The 17,073-nt window shown below is 54.9% G+C and carries 17 protein-coding genes and 1 pseudogene; 17 read left to right on the top strand and 1 reads right to left on the bottom strand.

The annotated features are described in order from the left end of the window. Positions 1–159 precede the first annotated feature (159 nt). The 5 genes and pseudogenes from ACOTWU_RS04075 (at position 160) to add (ending at position 5,489) form a co-directional block, all read left to right on the top strand. Positions 160–408, top strand: a complete 249-nt coding sequence (locus ACOTWU_RS04075; protein ID WP_022650951.1) for an excisionase family protein — start codon at positions 160–162, stop codon at positions 406–408. Between the two features lie 32 nt (positions 409–440). Continuing rightward, the gene (locus tag ACOTWU_RS04070) at positions 441–1,721 is read left to right on the top strand and encodes a site-specific integrase (protein WP_022650950.1); all 1,281 of its coding nucleotides are present in this window, start codon (positions 441–443) and stop codon (positions 1,719–1,721) included. A gap of 44 nt (positions 1,722–1,765) precedes the next feature. Then, a pseudogene (gene malX / locus ACOTWU_RS04065) lies at positions 1,766–3,172 on the top strand (maltose/glucose-specific PTS transporter subunit IIBC); the annotation flags it as partial. A gap of 49 nt (positions 3,173–3,221) precedes the next feature. Then, complete coding sequence (locus ACOTWU_RS04060) at positions 3,222–4,394, top strand: MalY/PatB family protein (RefSeq protein WP_040117573.1); 1,173 nt, start codon at positions 3,222–3,224, stop codon at positions 4,392–4,394. A gap of 96 nt (positions 4,395–4,490) precedes the next feature. Then, positions 4,491–5,489 (top strand): adenosine deaminase, encoded by a 999-nt coding sequence (gene add, locus ACOTWU_RS04055; RefSeq protein WP_032653360.1) that lies wholly within the window; start codon positions 4,491–4,493, stop codon positions 5,487–5,489. A 56-nt stretch (positions 5,490–5,545) separates the two neighbouring features. Here add and ACOTWU_RS04050 read toward each other — a convergent pair whose 3' ends face one another. Next, on the bottom strand, positions 5,546–6,586 hold the full coding sequence (locus tag ACOTWU_RS04050; RefSeq protein WP_017693546.1) for an oxidoreductase: 1,041 nt from the start codon (positions 6,584–6,586) through the stop codon (positions 5,546–5,548). A gap of 239 nt (positions 6,587–6,825) precedes the next feature. Here ACOTWU_RS04050 and blr point away from each other — a divergent pair, with 239 nt between their 5' ends. The 12 genes from blr to gstA all read left to right on the top strand — a co-directional run bounded on the left by blr (position 6,826) and on the right by gstA (position 17,010). Continuing rightward, the gene (blr, locus tag ACOTWU_RS04045) at positions 6,826–6,951 is read left to right on the top strand and encodes a division septum protein Blr (RefSeq protein WP_151884424.1); all 126 of its coding nucleotides are present in this window, start codon (positions 6,826–6,828) and stop codon (positions 6,949–6,951) included. A 229-nt stretch (positions 6,952–7,180) separates the two neighbouring features. Continuing rightward, entirely contained in the window at positions 7,181–7,396 is a 216-nt protein-coding gene (gene ydgT / locus ACOTWU_RS04040) for a transcription modulator YdgT (protein WP_000217941.1), read from the top strand. A gap of 85 nt (positions 7,397–7,481) precedes the next feature. After that, complete coding sequence (locus ACOTWU_RS04035; RefSeq protein WP_062938993.1) at positions 7,482–7,922, top strand: DUF2569 domain-containing protein; 441 nt, start codon at positions 7,482–7,484, stop codon at positions 7,920–7,922. Positions 7,923–7,998: 76 nt separating this feature from the next. Then, positions 7,999–8,580: an electron transport complex subunit RsxA gene (gene rsxA, locus ACOTWU_RS04030; RefSeq protein ID WP_000133206.1), complete on the top strand. Its 582-nt coding sequence runs from the start codon at positions 7,999–8,001 to the stop codon at positions 8,578–8,580. Further along, positions 8,580–9,158, top strand: a complete 579-nt coding sequence (rsxB, locus tag ACOTWU_RS04025; protein ID WP_040117572.1) for an electron transport complex subunit RsxB — start codon at positions 8,580–8,582, stop codon at positions 9,156–9,158. The genes rsxA and rsxB overlap by 1 nt, the downstream gene beginning before the upstream one ends. Beyond that, complete coding sequence (gene rsxC / locus ACOTWU_RS04020; RefSeq protein WP_015570665.1) at positions 9,151–11,172, top strand: electron transport complex subunit RsxC; 2,022 nt, start codon at positions 9,151–9,153, stop codon at positions 11,170–11,172. The genes rsxB and rsxC overlap by 8 nt, the downstream gene beginning before the upstream one ends. Next, a complete protein-coding gene (gene rsxD / locus ACOTWU_RS04015) occupies positions 11,173–12,225 on the top strand; it encodes an electron transport complex subunit RsxD (RefSeq protein WP_015570666.1) in 1,053 nt (350 codons plus the stop codon). It begins immediately after the preceding gene. Between the two features lie 10 nt (positions 12,226–12,235). Next, the gene (gene rsxG / locus ACOTWU_RS04010) at positions 12,236–12,856 is read left to right on the top strand and encodes an electron transport complex subunit RsxG (RefSeq protein ID WP_003857590.1); all 621 of its coding nucleotides are present in this window, start codon (positions 12,236–12,238) and stop codon (positions 12,854–12,856) included. Between the two features lie 2 nt (positions 12,857–12,858). Further along, a complete protein-coding gene (locus tag ACOTWU_RS04005) occupies positions 12,859–13,545 on the top strand; it encodes an electron transport complex subunit E (protein WP_017384592.1) in 687 nt (228 codons plus the stop codon). Beyond that, positions 13,542–14,177 carry an endonuclease III gene (gene nth, locus ACOTWU_RS04000; protein ID WP_126498905.1) on the top strand — a complete coding sequence of 212 codons (636 nt, stop codon included), beginning with the start codon at positions 13,542–13,544 and terminating at the stop codon, positions 14,175–14,177. The genes ACOTWU_RS04005 and nth overlap by 4 nt, the downstream gene beginning before the upstream one ends. Before the next feature lie 613 nt (positions 14,178–14,790). Continuing rightward, positions 14,791–16,299 carry a dipeptide/tripeptide permease DtpA gene (gene dtpA / locus ACOTWU_RS03995; RefSeq protein WP_003857596.1) on the top strand — a complete coding sequence of 503 codons (1,509 nt, stop codon included), beginning with the start codon at positions 14,791–14,793 and terminating at the stop codon, positions 16,297–16,299. Positions 16,300–16,404: 105 nt separating this feature from the next. Then, on the top strand, positions 16,405–17,010 hold the full coding sequence (gene gstA, locus ACOTWU_RS03990; RefSeq protein WP_003857598.1) for a glutathione transferase GstA: 606 nt from the start codon (positions 16,405–16,407) through the stop codon (positions 17,008–17,010). Positions 17,011–17,073: the final 63 nt, after the last annotated feature.

Genomic DNA, 17,073 nt, shown 5'->3' with positions numbered 1-17,073 from the left:
TGACCGGAAACTTCTCGGTGAAGCGGAATGCCCGATCGCAGATCTAACTCACGCAACTGATAGCCAGTTATGAGCTGGCTATTGGGTGCGAAAGCACTGCCTCACATCCCTTGATGTTATTGCCGCCTACGGGCGGCTTCTTTTTGCCTGGAGAAAACCATGAGCGACATTATTCAGTTGGTACCGAATAAATGGGTCACAGAGGAACTTTTAACTGCGACAACCGGCATGTCAAAGCACATGATTCAGCATGCCCGCCGGTCTACCTGGATGGAGGGAAAGCATTATCGCCATGTTGCCCCTGATATGGCACCTAAGCAAAACAGCCCAATCATGTATAACCGCGATGAGATAAACCACTGGATCGAGCACCAAAGCCCAGCGAAACGCCGGAGAATATCTGCTTAAATGTCCTTTGGCACATCAAACGAGGAATGATTATGGCAGCATACCCAACAGGCGTAGAGGTTCATGGCGAATCGTTACGCATATGGTTCATATATCAGGGGAAGCGTGTCAGGGAAAATCTCGGCGTTCCTGACACGCCAAAAAACAGGAAAATGGCAGGCGAACTTCGGGCTTCAGTCTGCTTTGCGATAAAGACAGGCACATTCAATTATGCCTCGCAATTCCCTGATTCATCGAACGCAGAGAAATTCAGCACTGTCAGAAAGCAAATCTCACTACTTGAACTGAAATCGAAATGGCTTGGGCTTAAAGAGATGGAGCTTAGCCTCGGGACGTTGAGGCGTTACGATTGCCACCTCACAACCACTATCGAAACAATTGGTGAGCACAGGTATATCGGCAGCCTGAACACTGAAGATATCCTTAGTGCCAGGAAGGAGCTACTGAACGGCTGGCAGAAGACCAGACATGGCCTAAATCATCCACCCAAAAAGGGAAGAAGCGTTCCTACAGTCAATAGCTATATGGCATGCCTTGGCGGGATGCTGAGCTTTGCTTTCAAAAGTGGCTACCTGAAAACCGATCTGATGGCAGGTATTACCCCTCTCGCAAAAGAAAGACCCATTCCAGATCCTCTTACTTCTGATGAGTATCAGAGAGTGGTTGCGGCCTGCCCAACGCTACAGTTTCAGAATATGGTTATCTTTGCGGTAAATACAGGCGTCAGGCATGGCGAACTAAGCGCGTTATCCTGGGAGGATGTGGATACTGTCAACTGGACTGTTACAGTGTCACGGAACTATTCCCTGAAGGGAAACTTCACCCTGCCAAAAACCAACGCCGGGATTCGAACAATACAGCTGACCCAGCCAGCAATTGATGCACTCAAGGCGCAAATGCCACTGACCAGAATGATGGCATCCCACAAGGTAAGCGTCAGCCTACGGGAATACAAAAAAAAGAGAACCGATGAATGCACCTTTATATTCTCGCCGTCCATTACTTCAATGAACGGTAAGAAGACGATGTGCTACGTCCCCGGATCCATTAATTCAGCCTGGCGCACTGCCCTGCGTCGTGCAGGCGTCCGACAAAGACGGTCTTATGAAACCAGGAACACATATGCGTGCTGGGCACTGGTCGCCGGAGCGAACCCAAATTTCGTTGCGCACCAGATGGGCCATTCGTCAGCGCAAATGCTATTCACGGTTTACGGTAAATGGATGACCGAGAATAACCATGACCAGGTGGGCATTTTGAACGCATCATTTACTCAAAATGCCCCACTGATGCCCCATAGAAAAACCGCATAACCTTAACTATCTGATTTAACATATTAATATCACTTCAATCATGATTCATCTGGATGAGCAAGGTCGGCTCTTTTGCCTTTAGCTTCCTGCCGGTAATGTTCTGTATCGCCATTCCTCTGGGTCTGGCGCGCGAAAATAAAGGCGTGGCGGCGTTTGCGGGCTTCGTTGGCTATGCGGTCATGAACCTTGCGGTTAACTTCTGGCTGACTGCCAAAGGGATCCTGCCCACGACCGACGCGGCGGTACTGAAAGCCAATAACATTCAGAGCGTGATTGGTATTCAGTCCATCGATACCGGGATCCTTGGAGCCGTGATCGCGGGGGTGATTATCTGGATGCTGCACGAGCGCTTCCACAACATCCGCCTGCCCGATGCGCTGGCCTTCTTCGGCGGGACCCGCTTTGTGCCAATCATTACGCTGGTTGTGATGGGTCTGTTTGGTCTGATCATCCCTCTGATTTGGCCGATTTTTGCCATGGGGATCACCGGTATCGGCCGCATTATCAACGGCGCGGGTGATTTCGGCCCGATGATTTTCGGTACGGGTGAACGTCTGCTGCTGCCATTTGGTTTACAGCACATCCTGGTTGCCCTGATCCGCTTTACCGAAGCCGGCGGTACCATGGACGTTTGCGGTCATTCCGTTAGCGGTGCGCTGACCATCTTCCAGGCCCAGCTGAGCTGCCCGACCACTCACGGCTTCTCTGAAAGTGCGACGCGTTTCCTCTCTCAGGGTAAAATGCCTGCCTTCCTCGGCGGCCTGCCGGGCGCAGCGCTGGCGATGTACCACTGTGCCCGTCCGGAAAATCGTCATAAAATTAAAGGCCTGCTGATCTCCGGCGTTATTGCCTGCGTGGTGGGCGGTACGACAGAACCTATCGAGTTCCTGTTCCTGTTCGTAGCGCCGGTACTGTACCTCATCCACGCCGTACTGACGGGCCTGGGCTTTACCGTGATGGCTGTGCTCGGTGTGACCATCGGTAACACCGACGGTAACGTGATTGACTTCGTGGTCTTCGGTATCCTGCACGGTCTGTCCACCAAGTGGTATCTGGTGCCGGTTGTGGCCGCCATCTGGTTCGCGGTTTACTACGGGATCTTCCGCTTCGCCATCACCCGCTTTAACCTGAAAACGCCTGGCCGCGATACCGATACGGCCACCAGCGTTGAACAGGCGGTAGCTGGTACCGTTGGGAAATCCGGATATAACACGCCGGCTATTCTGGCGGCGCTGGGCGGTGCGGATAACATTACCTCTCTGGATAACTGCATCACCCGCCTGCGTTTGTCGGTGGCGGACATGTCCAAAGTGGATACCAACGCACTTAAAGCTAACCGGGCTATCGGCGTGGTACAGTTAAATCAACACAATTTGCAGGTCGTCATTGGCCCGCAGGTACAGTCAGTGAAGGATGAGCTGGCAACCCTGATGCGAACCGTCGAAGCCTGATGCCTCGCCCCCCTCGTCATGAGGGGGTTTTACTTTACGGAGCACCGTCATGTTTGATTTTTCAACCGTCGTGGATCGACACGGCACCTGGTGTACCCAGTGGGATTATGTCGCTGACCGTTTTGGCGCTGCCGACCTGCTGCCCTTCACCATCTCTGATATGGATTTCGCCACCGCCCCCTGCATTACCGATGCGCTGCACCAGCGAATAAACCACGGAGTGTTTGGCTACAGTCGCTGGAAAAATGACGAATTTCTGGCCGCCGTGGCGCACTGGTTCCGGCAACGCTTTAACAGTCAGATTGATACCGAAACCGTGGTGTATGGGCCGTCGGTCATTTATATGGTCTCGGAGCTGATCCGCCTCTGGTCCTCGCCTGGCGACGGCGTGGTGGTCCATACCCCGGCTTACGATGCCTTTTATAAAGCCATCGAAGGCAACCAGCGTACCGTTGTTTCCGTGCCGATGCAGAAAACAGCGTATGGCTGGGAGGGCAATATGGCCGGGCTGGAAGCGGCGCTGTCAAAACCGGAAAACAAGTTGCTGCTGCTGTGTAGCCCGCAAAACCCGACCGGCAAAGTCTGGACGCGGGAAGAGCTGACCACAATGGCGGCCCTGTGTGAACGTTATGACGTAGCGGTGATCAGCGACGAAATTCATATGGACATGGTATGGGGCACGCATCGTCATACCCCGTGGAATGAGGTTGTGCGCGGTAAATGGGCGCTGCTGACCTCGGGTTCCAAAAGCTTCAACATTCCGGCGCTGACGGGTGCCTGGGGGCTTATCGCCGATGACGCCAGCCGTAGCGCCTATCTGAATGCATTAAAAGGTCGGGACGGACTCTCTTCCCCTTCCGTGCTGGCGCTGACCGCGCACATTGCTGCCTACCGACAGGGAGAACCCTGGCTGGACGCGCTGCGGACCTATCTCGAAGAAAACCTGCGCTACATTGCTGACGAACTGAATACTGCATTTCCGACACTCAACTGGCAACCGCCCGAGGCCACCTATCTGGCATGGATCGATCTCAGCCCGCTTGGCATTGATGACAATACGCTGCAAAACGTGCTGATTGATCAGCAAAAAGTGGCCATCATGCCGGGATATACCTATGGGGATGAAGGTAAAGGCTATGTGCGTCTGAACGCTGGCTGTCCGCGTAGTAAGCTTGAACAGGGCGTTCAACGCCTTATCGCTGGCATCAACACTCTGCTGTAAATCATTTGCGCAACGGAATATTCCCTTGCGCAAATAGCTTTTTACCCCGTTTTGTTTTTATAATATGGCGCACTTTAACCAGCAAAGAGTGCGACCATGATTGATACACGCCTGCCTTTAACTGATATTCACCGCCACCTCGACGGAAACATTCGTGCCCAAACCATTCTCGATCTTAGTCGCCAGTTCAATTTAACCCTCCCTGCCGAAACGCTTGAAACCCTGATCCCGCATGTTCAGGTCACGTCGAACGAACCGGATCTGGTGAGTTTTCTGAGCAAGCTCGACTGGGGCGTGAAGATGCTGGCCTCGGTCGATGCCTGTCGCCGTGTCGCCTTTGAAAACATCGAAGATGCCGCGCGTAACGGCCTGCACTATGTTGAACTGCGTTTCTCCCCGGGCTATATGGCGATGACCCACAACCTCCCCGTAGCGGGCGTGGTTGAAGCGGTCATTGAAGGCGTGCGTGAAGGCTGCAAAACCTTTGACGTTCAGGCGCGTTTGATTGGCATTATGAGCCGTACCTTCGGTGAAGCGGCCTGTCTTCAGGAACTGGAAGCATTACTGGCGCATCGCGACCAGATCACCGCCATCGACCTGGCCGGTGACGAACTGGGCTTCCCGGGCAGTCTGTTCCTGTCTCATTTCAACCGCGCACGTGATGCAGGATGGCATATTACCGTTCATGCGGGCGAAGCTGCGGGGCCGGAAAGCATCTGGCAGGCCATTCGTGAACTGGGTGCGGAACGTATAGGTCATGGCGTGAAAGCCATTGAAGATCGCGCGCTGATGGATTTCCTCGCCGAACAACGTATTGGAATCGAATCCTGCCTGACCTCCAATATTCAGACCAGTACAGTAGCGTCGCTGGCGCAACACCCGCTGAAAACCTTCCTCGAACACGGGGTGCTGGCTTCGCTGAACACGGACGATCCGGCGGTTCAGGGCGTGGATATTATTCACGAATACAACATCGCCGCACCACAGGCCGGGCTGAGCCGCGAGCAGATCCGTCAGGCGCAAATCAACGGGCTGGAGATCGCCTTCCTGACGCCTGAAGAGAAACAGGCGCTGCGCGATAAAGTTGCTCAGTAGTCCTCTTTACTGCCGGGTGGCGCTGCGCTTACCCGGCCTACGAAAGCGTTTGGCACTTATGCCAGACAGAGCGTTGCGCGATGTTTGGCAGATTCGATCCCGAGCTCGATGAGCTCCATAATCTGGATTGCCTGGCTTGCGGGAACCGGATTTTCACCTGAACCGTTCAGCGCGTCACGAATGGCGGCGTAATACGCCGGATAGTTCCCCGGCAGGGTCAATACCGTCTCTTCAACCAGTACCTCACCCTCCGCACGCGTCACCACCCCGTCGCGCATGTCGTAGCCCCAGTCCTCCTGCGGTAAGCGTTCGCCATTTTTGAGGCGCTCTTCCTGCGGATCCAGGCCGAACTTCACATAGCTGCCGCGCGCCCCGTGAATGATATAGCGGGCCGATTCCGCCGCCGCAAGCATTGTCCCGTGCAGCACAATGCGCCGCTGCGGATAACTCAAAATGGCATGGAAATAGTCGGTGGTCTGCGCCCCCGGCCTGAGCTGCGCTAAATCGACCGTCATGCTCACGGGCAAACCAAACAGATGAACGGCCTGATCGAGAAGATGCGGCGCTAAGTCATACCAGATGCCGCTACCCGGTCCCGCCTGCTCGCGCCAGCGATCTCGCACCTGCGGACGATAACGATCGAAGTGCGACTCAAAAAAGGCAATTTCGCCGAGCGTGCCTTCGTTTATCAGCGCCTTAACCGTCAGGAAATCGCTGTCCCAGCGCCGATTGTGAAAGACCGATAATAACCGACCCAGACTTCGCGCCAGCGCATCCAGCTCGCGCGCCTGTGACAACGTCACGGTGAAGGGCTTATCGACAACAACATGTTTCCCTGCCTCCAGCGCCGCTTTCGCCAGGGGGAAATGAGTGTCGTTAGGAGTAGGAATGACAATAAGGTCAATATTAGGATCGTTAAACAGATGCTTAGGCTCCGTTACCACCGGCACGGCTGGCCAGTCGGCGCGGACCTTAGTCTCATCGCTGCTTGTGATAGCCGCCAGTTCCATTCCCGGCGTGCCGGCAACCAGCGGTGCATGAAAGGTTTTGCTTGCGTACCCGTAGCCAATAAGACCGACGCGGATGTTTTCACTCATCGTTTGCCCCCTCGCTGTGCGCTTATTTATCACTGGCCTTGTGCTTAACGCACAGATTAATAATGTGCCCTGTGAGTTAAAATAGCATCTTGCGACAGCGTTTTTTGTTACCTCGCATTAAAGTGTGTATATGGGTTCGGGGAATCGTTCCCAAAGCGCTTGCTCTGGCGAAAAGGGCGCTGTAACATTTGTAATCTGTATTTATGGATAAATTACAAACACAAATTATGTCGTCAATAATTAATCGAATCATTGAATTAGCGGGATGGATTGTCCTTGGGGTTTCAGTCGTGTTGCTCGGCATTGCCAGCCATATCGATAACTACCAGCCGCCGGAGCCTGTTACTGTCGCACAACAAAAGTAAGCCGTGTCGTCATAAAGCGTGACACATTACGTCATGGAACGTATTGCCAGCCGTAATGAACGGGGTTACCCTTCTCTTCCAGGCATCTGCTGATGCCTGATTCTTCGCAAAGAAAACTCCTAATTTCGTCGCGTTACCCGAGTGGACAGTTTACGTCTTTATTAATCCGTTTATTATTCGAACGCATTACCTTTATGGGTATTACCCTTTTATATGGAAACTTATTAACATGACAGTTCAGGACTATTTATTAAAATTTCGCAAGATCAATTCCCTTGAAAGCCTGGAAAAACTGTTTGACCATCTGAACTACACGCTGTCGGATAATCAGGACATCATCAATATGTACCGCGCTGCTGACCATCGTCGCGCCGAACTGGTCTCTGGCGGTCGTCTGTTCAATGTGGGGGAAGTGCCTAAATCCGTATGGCGTTACGTTGTATAAGAAAGTAGCCTTCGGCGTGAAATGTTATATACTCTCCGCCCTGCAAATTTCTGTATAACATTTCGCGCAGACTATGGGAGAGCGTATGACCGCATTGCCTGGAGAGAGAATTGGGGGCTGGTTAATCGCCCCGCTGGCATGGCTGCTGGTGGCATTATTAAGCGCTTCGCTGGCGCTGTTGCTATACACCACCGCACTGGTTACGCCTCATGCTATCCAGGCACTGATGTCCCAGAGTGCGCTCAATATTGCAACGTGGTTTGTGTCGTTCGTTTTCGCGATCGCGATGTGGTACTACACGCTGTGGCTGACTATCGCCTTCTTCAAACGCCGCAAAAACGTGCCAAAACATTACATTATCTGGCTGCTGGTCTCCGTGCTGCTGGCTGTCAAAGCATTCGCTTTCTCGCCAGTGTCTGACGCGCTGGCGGTTCGCCAGTTACTGTTTCCGCTACTGGCGACGGCGCTTCTGGTCCCTTATTTCAAGCGTTCGACGCGCGTTAAGAAGACCTTTGTCAACCCGTAATAACCTTACAGTTAACCTGTTGTGGCATGTTGTCGTTTATCCGATAATAGGCGGCTATTTTATTTCAGGCTAAATAATGACCGATTACTTACTGCTCTTTGTCGGAACTGTGCTGGTTAATAACTTCGTACTGGTGAAGTTCCTTGGCCTGTGCCCGTTTATGGGCGTCTCCAAAAAGCTGGAGACGGCAATGGGCATGGGGCTGGCGACCACCTTCGTGATGACGATGGCCTCCATTTGCGCATGGCTGATTGATACCTGGATCCTGATCCCACTGGACATGCTCTACCTGCGCACCTTGTCCTTTATTCTGGTCATTGCGGTTGTGGTGCAATTTACCGAGATGGTGGTGCGGAAAACCAGCCCTGCCCTGTATCGCCTGCTGGGCATTTTCCTGCCTCTCATCACCACCAACTGCGCGGTGCTGGGCGTGGCGCTGCTCAATATCAACCTTGGGCATAATTTCCTGCAATCGGCGCTGTACGGTTTTTCCGCGGCGGTCGGTTTCTCTTTTGTTATGGTCCTGTTCGCCTCGATTCGCGAGCGTCTGGCCGCGGCGGATATTCCCGCGCCGTTTCGCGGTAACGCCATCGCTCTGGTGACCGCAGGTTTAATGTCTCTGGCCTTTATGGGCTTTAGTGGTCTGGTGAAGTTGTAATGAGTGCTATCTGGATTGCCATCGCGTCCATCAGCGTACTGGGACTCGTCTTTGGCATCATTCTGGGTTATGCCTCCCGCCGGTTTGCGGTGGAGGACGATCCGGTGGTTGAAAAAATTGATGAACTTTTACCGCAGAGCCAGTGCGGGCAGTGCGGCTACCCTGGCTGCCGCCCTTACGCTGAGGCGGTGGGCGTGCAGGGCGAAAAGATCAACCGCTGCGCACCGGGTGGCGAAGCGGTCATGCTTAAAATAGCTGCCCTGCTGAACGTCGATCCCCAGCCTGTCGACGGCGATGAACAGGCCCAGGAGCCCGTTCGTGCCCTTGCTGTCATCGACGAAGCCAACTGCATTGGCTGCACCAAATGTATTCAGGCGTGTCCTGTTGACGCCATTGTGGGCTCAACGCGCGCGATGCACACCGTTGTGGCGGATCTGTGCACCGGCTGTAATCTCTGCGTGGCGCCCTGCCCGACGCAGTGTATAGAACTACGCCCGGTTGAAACGACTACTGAAAGCTGGAAGTGGGACCTTCAGACCATTCCGGTTCGCAATATTCCTGTGGAACAACATGCTTAAGTTATTTTCTGCCTTCAGAAAAGAGAAGATCTGGGATTTCGACGGCGGCATTCATCCGCCTGAGATGAAATCGCAGTCTAACGGCACGCCGCTGCGCCAGATCCCGCTGGCGACCCGTTACGTTATGCCCCTTAAACAGCATATCGGCGCGGAAGGTGAACTGTGCGTGAAAGAAGGCGATAGCGTTCTTCGCGGCCAGCCGCTGACCTTTGGTCGCGGACGGATGTTGCCGATACATGCCCCGACTTCCGGTAAGGTGGTGGCTGTTGCCCCCCATACCGTTGCCCATCCGTCGGCGTTGTCTGAGCTGAGCGTGATCATTGAAGCCGATGGTGAAGACCGCTGGATCGATCGTGACGGCTGGAGCGACTACCGTTCCCACAGCCGTGAAGCGCTGATTGAACGCATTCATCAGTTCGGCGTGGCGGGTCTGGGAGGCGCAGGCTTCCCGACCGGCGCTAAGCTTCACGGCGGCGGCGATAAAATCGAAACGCTGATCATCAACGCCGCCGAGTGCGAACCGTACATCACCGCCGATGACCGTCTGATGCAGGACTGTGCCGCGCAGGTGGTGGAAGGGATTCGCATTCTTGCGCATATTCTGCAACCCCGCGAAGTGCTGATCGGTATTGAGGACAATAAACCGCAGGCCATTTCGATGCTGCGTGCGGTACTGGCAGACAGCCACGATATCGCCCTGCGAGTGATCCCGACCAAATACCCGTCCGGCGGGGCAAAACAGCTGACGCAGATCCTGACCGGCAAACAGGTCCCCCACGGGGGCCGTTCGTCCGACATCGGCGTGCTGATGCAAAACGTGGGAACCGCCTACGCGGTGAAACGTGCGGTGATTGACGGCGAGCCATTGACCGAGCGCGTCGTCACGCTGACCGGCGAGTCCGTCTCCCGTCCCGGCAACGTCTGGGCGCGTCTGGGTACGCCGGTGCGTCATCTGCTGGAACAGGCTGGCTTCTGCCCGGGTAGCGATCAACTGGTCATTATGGGTGGCCCGCTGATGGGCTTTACCCTGCCGTGGCTGGATGTGCCGGTGGTGAAGATTACCAACTGCCTGCTCGCCCCTTCCCCAACGGAGATGGGCGAAACGCAGGAAGAGAAAGGCTGCATACGCTGTAGCGCCTGTGCGGACGCATGCCCGGCAGATTTACTGCCGCAGCAGTTGTACTGGTACAGCAAAGGCCAGCTGCACGATAAAGCCCAGGCGCATAACCTGGCTGACTGTATTGAATGCGGTGCCTGCGCCTGGGTCTGCCCAAGCAATATTCCGCTGGTGCAATACTTCCGTCAGGAGAAAGCCGAAATCTACGCCATCTCCATGGAAGAAAAACGTGCCGCTGAAGCGAAGGCCCGCTTTGAAGCGCGTCAGGCGCGACTGGAGCGCGAGAAACAAGCCCGTCAGGAACGCCATAAGCAGGCTGCCGTCCAGCCTGCGGCGAAAGATCAGGATGCCATTAACGCAGCCCTGGCCCGCGTGCGCGAGAAGAAAGCCACCGCCGCCCAGACGGTTGTGATCGCTCCGGGAGAAAGACCGGACAACAGCGAAGCGATTGCGGCCCGCGAAGCGCGTAAAGCCGAAGCTCGCGCGCGTCAGGCGGAGAAAGCGCAACACGCCAAACCGGAAGCCGATATCGACCCGCGTAAAGCGGCAGTGGAAGCGGCTATCGCCAGGGCAAAAGCCCGTAAGGCCGGTCAGCAGACAGTGGTGGTTGAACAGGAAGCGACGGATCCGCGCAAGGCGGCCGTTGAAGCCGCTATCGCCCGTGCCAAAGCACGAAAAGCGGCACAGGTTCAGCCAGCCGAAGAGAGTGAAGCGCCTGTCGACCCGCGTAAAGCCGCCGTTGAAGCGGCCATCGCCCGTGCCAAAGCACGAAAAGCGGCACAGCAGGACGAACGGCCTGCGGCCGCCAACGACGATCCACGCAAAGCCGCAGTCGCCGCCGCGATTGCGCGCGTTCAGGCAAAGAAAGCCGCGCAGCAAGCCGTTAACGAGGATTAAATGGTTTTCAGAATTGCAAGTTCCCCTTATACCCATAACCAGCGCCAGACATCGCGTATTATGATGCTGGTGTGCCTGGCCGCGCTGCCAGGTATTGCCGTACAGTGTTGGTTTTTCGGCTGGGGTACGCTTTTCCAGTTAGTTCTGGGTTGCGCCAGTGCCGTCGCAGCGGAAGCAGCGATCCTGAAGCTGCGCAAAATGGAAGTGACTCGCATCCTGAGCGATAACTCCGCCCTGTTGACCGGCCTGTTGCTGGCCATCAGCATTCCCCCGTTCGCCCCGTGGTGGATGGTGGTATTGGGAACGGTGTTTGCGGTGATCATCGCCAAGCAGCTGTACGGCGGGCTGGGCCATAACCCGTTTAACCCGGCGATGATTGGCTACGTGGTACTGCTGATCTCCTTCCCGGTACAGATGACCAGCTGGCTGCCGCCGCATGAGATCGCCGCCACCGTCCCCGGCTTTATGGATGCCCTGCACGTTATTTTTACCGGCCACACCGCGCTGGGCGCAGATATGAACGCGCTTCGCATGGGCGTGGACGGCATCAGCCAGGCCACCCCGCTCGATACCTTCAAAACCTCCCTGCGTGCCGGACACAGCGTGGAGCAGGTGATGAAATCGTCTATTTACAGCGGCGTACTGGCGGGTGCTGGCTGGCAGTGGGTCAATCTGGCCTATTTGTTGGGCGGCGCGTTCCTGCTGCAACAGAAGGCAATCCGCTGGCATATTCCGGTGAGTTTCCTGGTGACGCTGGCCGTCTGCTCGACGCTCGGCTGGGTCATCTCACCTGAGTCACTGGCCAGCCCGCAGCTCCATCTGCTCTCCGGCGCGACCATGCTCGGGGCATTCTTTATTCTGACCGATCCGGTCACCGCCTCTACCACCAACCGAGGACGTCTGATTTTCGGCGCGCTGGCGGGTTTGCTGGTCTGGCTTATTCGCAGCTTTGGCGGTTATCCGGACGGCGTGGCATTTGCCGTGCTGCTGGCTAACATCACCGTTCCGCTCATCGACTACTACACGCGGCCACGCGTGTACGGTCATCGCTAAGGGTCACGCCATGCTAAAAACAATGCAAAAACACGGCGTTACGCTGGCGATCTTCGCTGCCGCCCTCACCGGGCTGACCGCGCTGGTAAATGAACTGACGAAAACAACCATTGCAGAGCAGGCAATGAAGCAGCAAAAGGCGCTGTTCGATCAGGTGATCCCATCCGACCTCTACGATAATGACCTGCAAAAAAGCTGCTTTGTCGTGCAGGCTCCGCAGCTCGGTAAAGGACCCCATCGTGTTTATATTGCCCGCAAGGGCGATAATCCCGTGGGTGCCGTCATGGAAGCCACCGCGCCGGACGGTTACTCCGGTGCGATTCAGCTGCTGGTTGGCAGCGATTTTTCCGGCACCGTGCTGGGCACGCGCGTGACGGAACATCACGAAACGCCGGGCCTTGGCGACAAAATTGAAACACGCTTAAGCGACTGGATCTTACACTTCGCCGGAAAGATGATTCATGGCGAAGACGATCCTGCTTTCGCGGTGAAAAAAGATGGCGGCGAGTTTGACCAGTTCACGGGCGCCACGATTACCCCGCGCGCGGTGGTCAACGCCGTCAAGCGCGCCGGGCTGTATGCCGAAACGCTGCCCGCGCAGATCAATCATCTTTCCACCTGTGAGGAGTGACCATGAGCCAGGTTAAAGAGGTTATCGTCCAGGGTCTCTGGAAGAACAACTCCGCGCTGGTACAGCTGCTGGGGCTGTGTCCGCTGCTGGCGGTGACGTCTACCGCCACCAACGCGCTCGGGCTGGGGCTGGCGACCACGCTGGTGCTGACCCTGACTAACTTTTCCATTTCTGTTTTGCGCCGCTGGACGCCGTCGGAAATCCGTATTCCGATCTATGTCATGATCATTGCGTCGGTGGTCAGCGTGGTGCAAATGCTGATTAACGCCTACGCATTTGGCCTGTACCAGTCGCTCGGGATTTTCATTCCGCTTATCGTGACTAACTGTATTGTCGTAGGCCGCGCTGAAGCCTTTGCGGTGAAAAACAATCCGGCCATATCCGCGCTGGATGGTTTTTCCATCGGCATGGGCGCGACTGCCGCCATGTTCGTTCTCGGCTCTCTGCGTGAAATTTTGGGCAACGGTACGCTCTTCGACGGTGCGGACGCGCTGCTTGGCGGCTGGGCGAAGTCGCTGCGTATTGAGGTGTTCCATACGGACACTCCGTTCCTGCTGGCCATGCTGCCGCCTGGCGCCTTCATTGGCCTTGGGATGATGCTGGCGTTAAAATACCTGATTGATGAAAAACGTAAACGCCGCGCCGCTGAGCGCACCGTACAGGAAGGGATCCCCGAGAAAGCAATATGAATAAAGAGAAACGCATTGCGATCCTGACGCGCCTGCGCGATGAGAATCCTCATCCAACGACAGAGCTGAATTTTAACTCGCCGTTTGAACTGTTGATCGCGGTGCTCCTCTCTGCACAGGCGACGGACGTGAGCGTCAACAAAGCTACGGCCATGCTCTACCCTGTCGCCAATACGCCGCAGGCCATGCTGGAGCTGGGCGTTGAAGGTGTGAAATCCTATATCAAGACCATTGGCCTGTTTAACAGCAAGGCCGAAAACGTCATTAAGACCTGCCGGATCCTGCTGGAGCAGCACGGCGGTGAAGTCCCGGAAGACCGCGCTGCGCTGGAAGCGTTGCCGGGCGTCGGGCGTAAAACGGCAAATGTGGTGCTGAACACGGCGTTTGGCTGGCCGACCATCGCCGTGGATACCCATATCTTTCGCGTCTCTAACCGTACCCGGTTCGCGCCGGGTAAAAACGTGGAAGAGGTGGAAGAGAAGCTGTTAAAAGTGGTCCCGGCGGAATTTAAGGTGGACTGCCACCACTGGCTGATCCTGCACGGACGGTATACCTGTATTGCCCGTAAGCCACGCTGCGGTTCCTGCATTATCGAAGATCTCTGCGAATACAAAGAAAAAGTCTATCCCTGAGCGTAAACCACCTTACTTCTTACCTGTTCAAGCCCTTAAAATTAACAAGGGCTCTGATATCTTCCCGATTGACCATAAATTGCCCTCTCTTTCTCCTTTACGCATTGTCGATTCTTCGGTCATTTAACACTCAAACAGGTTAATAGTTTTTTCATCATCAAAAATTTCTATACATCTGTGATCGCGATCACTCTGATAACCTGATGTTGGATTTTTGTTGTTAAAACCCGCCCAACCCCTTTGTCAGACATGATTTCATCGATTCCACACCGCACATAAGACCAGTCATTTTTCAGAATATGGGCTATATCACTGCCATTCACCCAAAATAGCAGAACATATCGCCATACAGCCATTAAACAGGGTCGATTACAGTGAAAAAAACCATCAATTTTGAACGGATGAGATTTAACGCTGTATAACATTTGCATGAACCGATGATTATACCGCCAGAGTTATATGTAACAGATTATTACAAACGTATTGCCAGATGGGGCTGGATAGTGAACATTACCCGCCGTTTCCCCTCCCAATATAACTATAAAGCGGATGGACTACGGTCATCACGCTATGAACACCCCCGTTAATATGGGATGTAAAAAAAGAGGTATATGTGTCTACTGCAAACAATAAACCAACAGATGAGAGCGTAAGTCTTAACGCTTTCAAACAGCCTAAAGCGTTCTATCTCATTTTCTCTATCGAATTATGGGAGCGTTTTGGCTACTACGGCCTGCAAGGGATCATGGCGGTTTACCTGGTTAAACAACTGGGTATGTCTGAAGCCGATTCCATCACGCTGTTCTCTTCCTTCAGCGCCCTGGTGTATGGCCTGGTCGCTATCGGCGGCTGGTTAGGCGATAAAGTCCTCGGTACTAAACGAGTCATTATGCTGGGCGCCGTTGTTCTGGCGATTGGCTATGGGCTGGTTGCCTGGTCCGGGCACGATGCAGGTGTGGTTTACATGGGCATGGCTACCATCGCGGTAGGTAACGGCCTCTTCAAGGCGAACCCGTCTTCCCTGCTCTCTACCTGCTACAGCAAAGATGACCCGCGTCTGGACGGTGCATTTACCATGTACTACATGTCCATCAACATCGGTTCCTTCTTCTCTATGCTGGCAACCCCATGGCTGGCCGCCAAATTCGGCTGGAGCGTAGCGTTTGCGCTGAGCTTCGTGGGTATGCTGATCACCGTTGTGAACTTCCTGTTCTGCCGTAGCTGGGTTAAAGACTATGGTTCAAAACCAGACTTCGAACCCGTGCACATGGGCAAACTGCTGGCAACCATCGTCGGCATCGTGATCCTGGCCGCTGTTGCCACCTGGCTGCTGCATAACCAGGGCGTAGCTCGTGCCGTACTGGGCGTGGTTGCGCTGGGTATCGTGATTATCTTTGCGAAAGAAGCCTTCGCGATGCAGGGTGCGGCACGTCGTAAGATGATTGTGGCGTTCATCCTGATGCTGGAAGCGATCATCTTCTTCGTTCTGTACAGCCAGATGCCAACGTCTCTGAACTTCTTCGCTATCCGCAACGTTGAGCACTCCATCCTTGGTATCGCGTTCGAGCCGGAGCAGTATCAGGCCCTGAACCCGTTCTGGATCATGATTGGTAGCCCGATTCTGGCCGCTATCTATAACAAGATGGGCGACCGTCTGCCTATGCCGCACAAGTTCGCTATCGGTATGGTGCTGTGCTCTGGCGCATTCCTGGTGCTGCCGCTGGGGACGAAATTCGCGACCGACGCGGGTATCGTGTCTGTTAACTGGCTGATCCTGAGCTATGCGCTGCAATCCATCGGTGAACTGATGATCTCCGGTCTGGGCCTGGCGATGGTTGCGCAGCTGGTCCCTCAGCGTCTGATGGGCTTCATCATGGGCAGCTGGTTCCTGACCACCGCTGGCGCGGCTATCATCGCAGGTAAGATTGCGAACCTGATGGCGGTACCAGACAACGTTACCGACCCGCTGGTTTCCCTGAATGTCTACGGCACCGTGTTCATGCAAATTGGTATCGCGACCGCCGTGATTGCCGTGCTGATGCTGCTGACCGCACCTAAACTGAATCGTATGACCCAGGACGACGACAAATCCGCTAAAGCGATCAAAACCGCGAACGCGTAATGTCATCGGGAAACGACTGAACAGAAGCCGCTAATTGATTAGCGGCTTTTTTTTTATCCGAACGCGCACTAACATAGCTGGAACCTCAGCAAAAAGGAGTTACCGATGAAACTGTTCTATAAACCGGGCGCCTGCTCTCTTGCTTCCCATATTACGCTTCGCGAGAGCGGTAAAGATTTCACGCTGGACGGCGTTGACCTGATGAAAAAGCGTCTGGAAAACGGGGATGACTTTTTTGCGATTAACCCAAAAGGCCAGGTTCCGGCCCTGCTGCTGGATGATGGCACCCTGCTGACCGAAGGGGTGGCGATTATGCAATTCCTGGCGGACAACGTACCGGATCGTCAGCTCCTTGCCCCCACCGGCAGCATTGCGCGTTATAAAACGCTGGAGTGGCTGAACTATATTGCCACCGAACTGCACAAAGGCTTTACGCCCCTGTTCCGCCCGGACACGCCGGAAGAGTACAAACCTACCGTGCGCGCGCTGCTGGAGAAAAAGTTGCAGTACGTTAACGACGCGCTGAAAGACGACCAGTGGATCTGTGGCTCGCGTTTCACCATCGCCGATGCCTATCTGTTTACCGTTCTGCGCTGGGCGCGCGCGGTTAAGCTGAACATGGAAGGATTAGACCATGTCGCATCGTATATGACGCGCGTGGCGGAGCGTCCTGCGGTGGCAGCGGCGCTGAAAGCGGAAGGGTTGAATTAACCGAGCGGCCTGGATTGCCGGGTGGCGCTGACGCTTACCCGGCCTACAAATTCCGTAGGCCCG

Origin of the sequence: Enterobacter cloacae complex sp. GYL001 (genome assembly GCF_049237125.1) — a bacterium.
GTDB classification, from domain to species: domain Bacteria; phylum Pseudomonadota; class Gammaproteobacteria; order Enterobacterales; family Enterobacteriaceae; genus Enterobacter; species Enterobacter hormaechei_C.
This window is presented reverse-complemented; position numbering and strand designations above follow the sequence as displayed.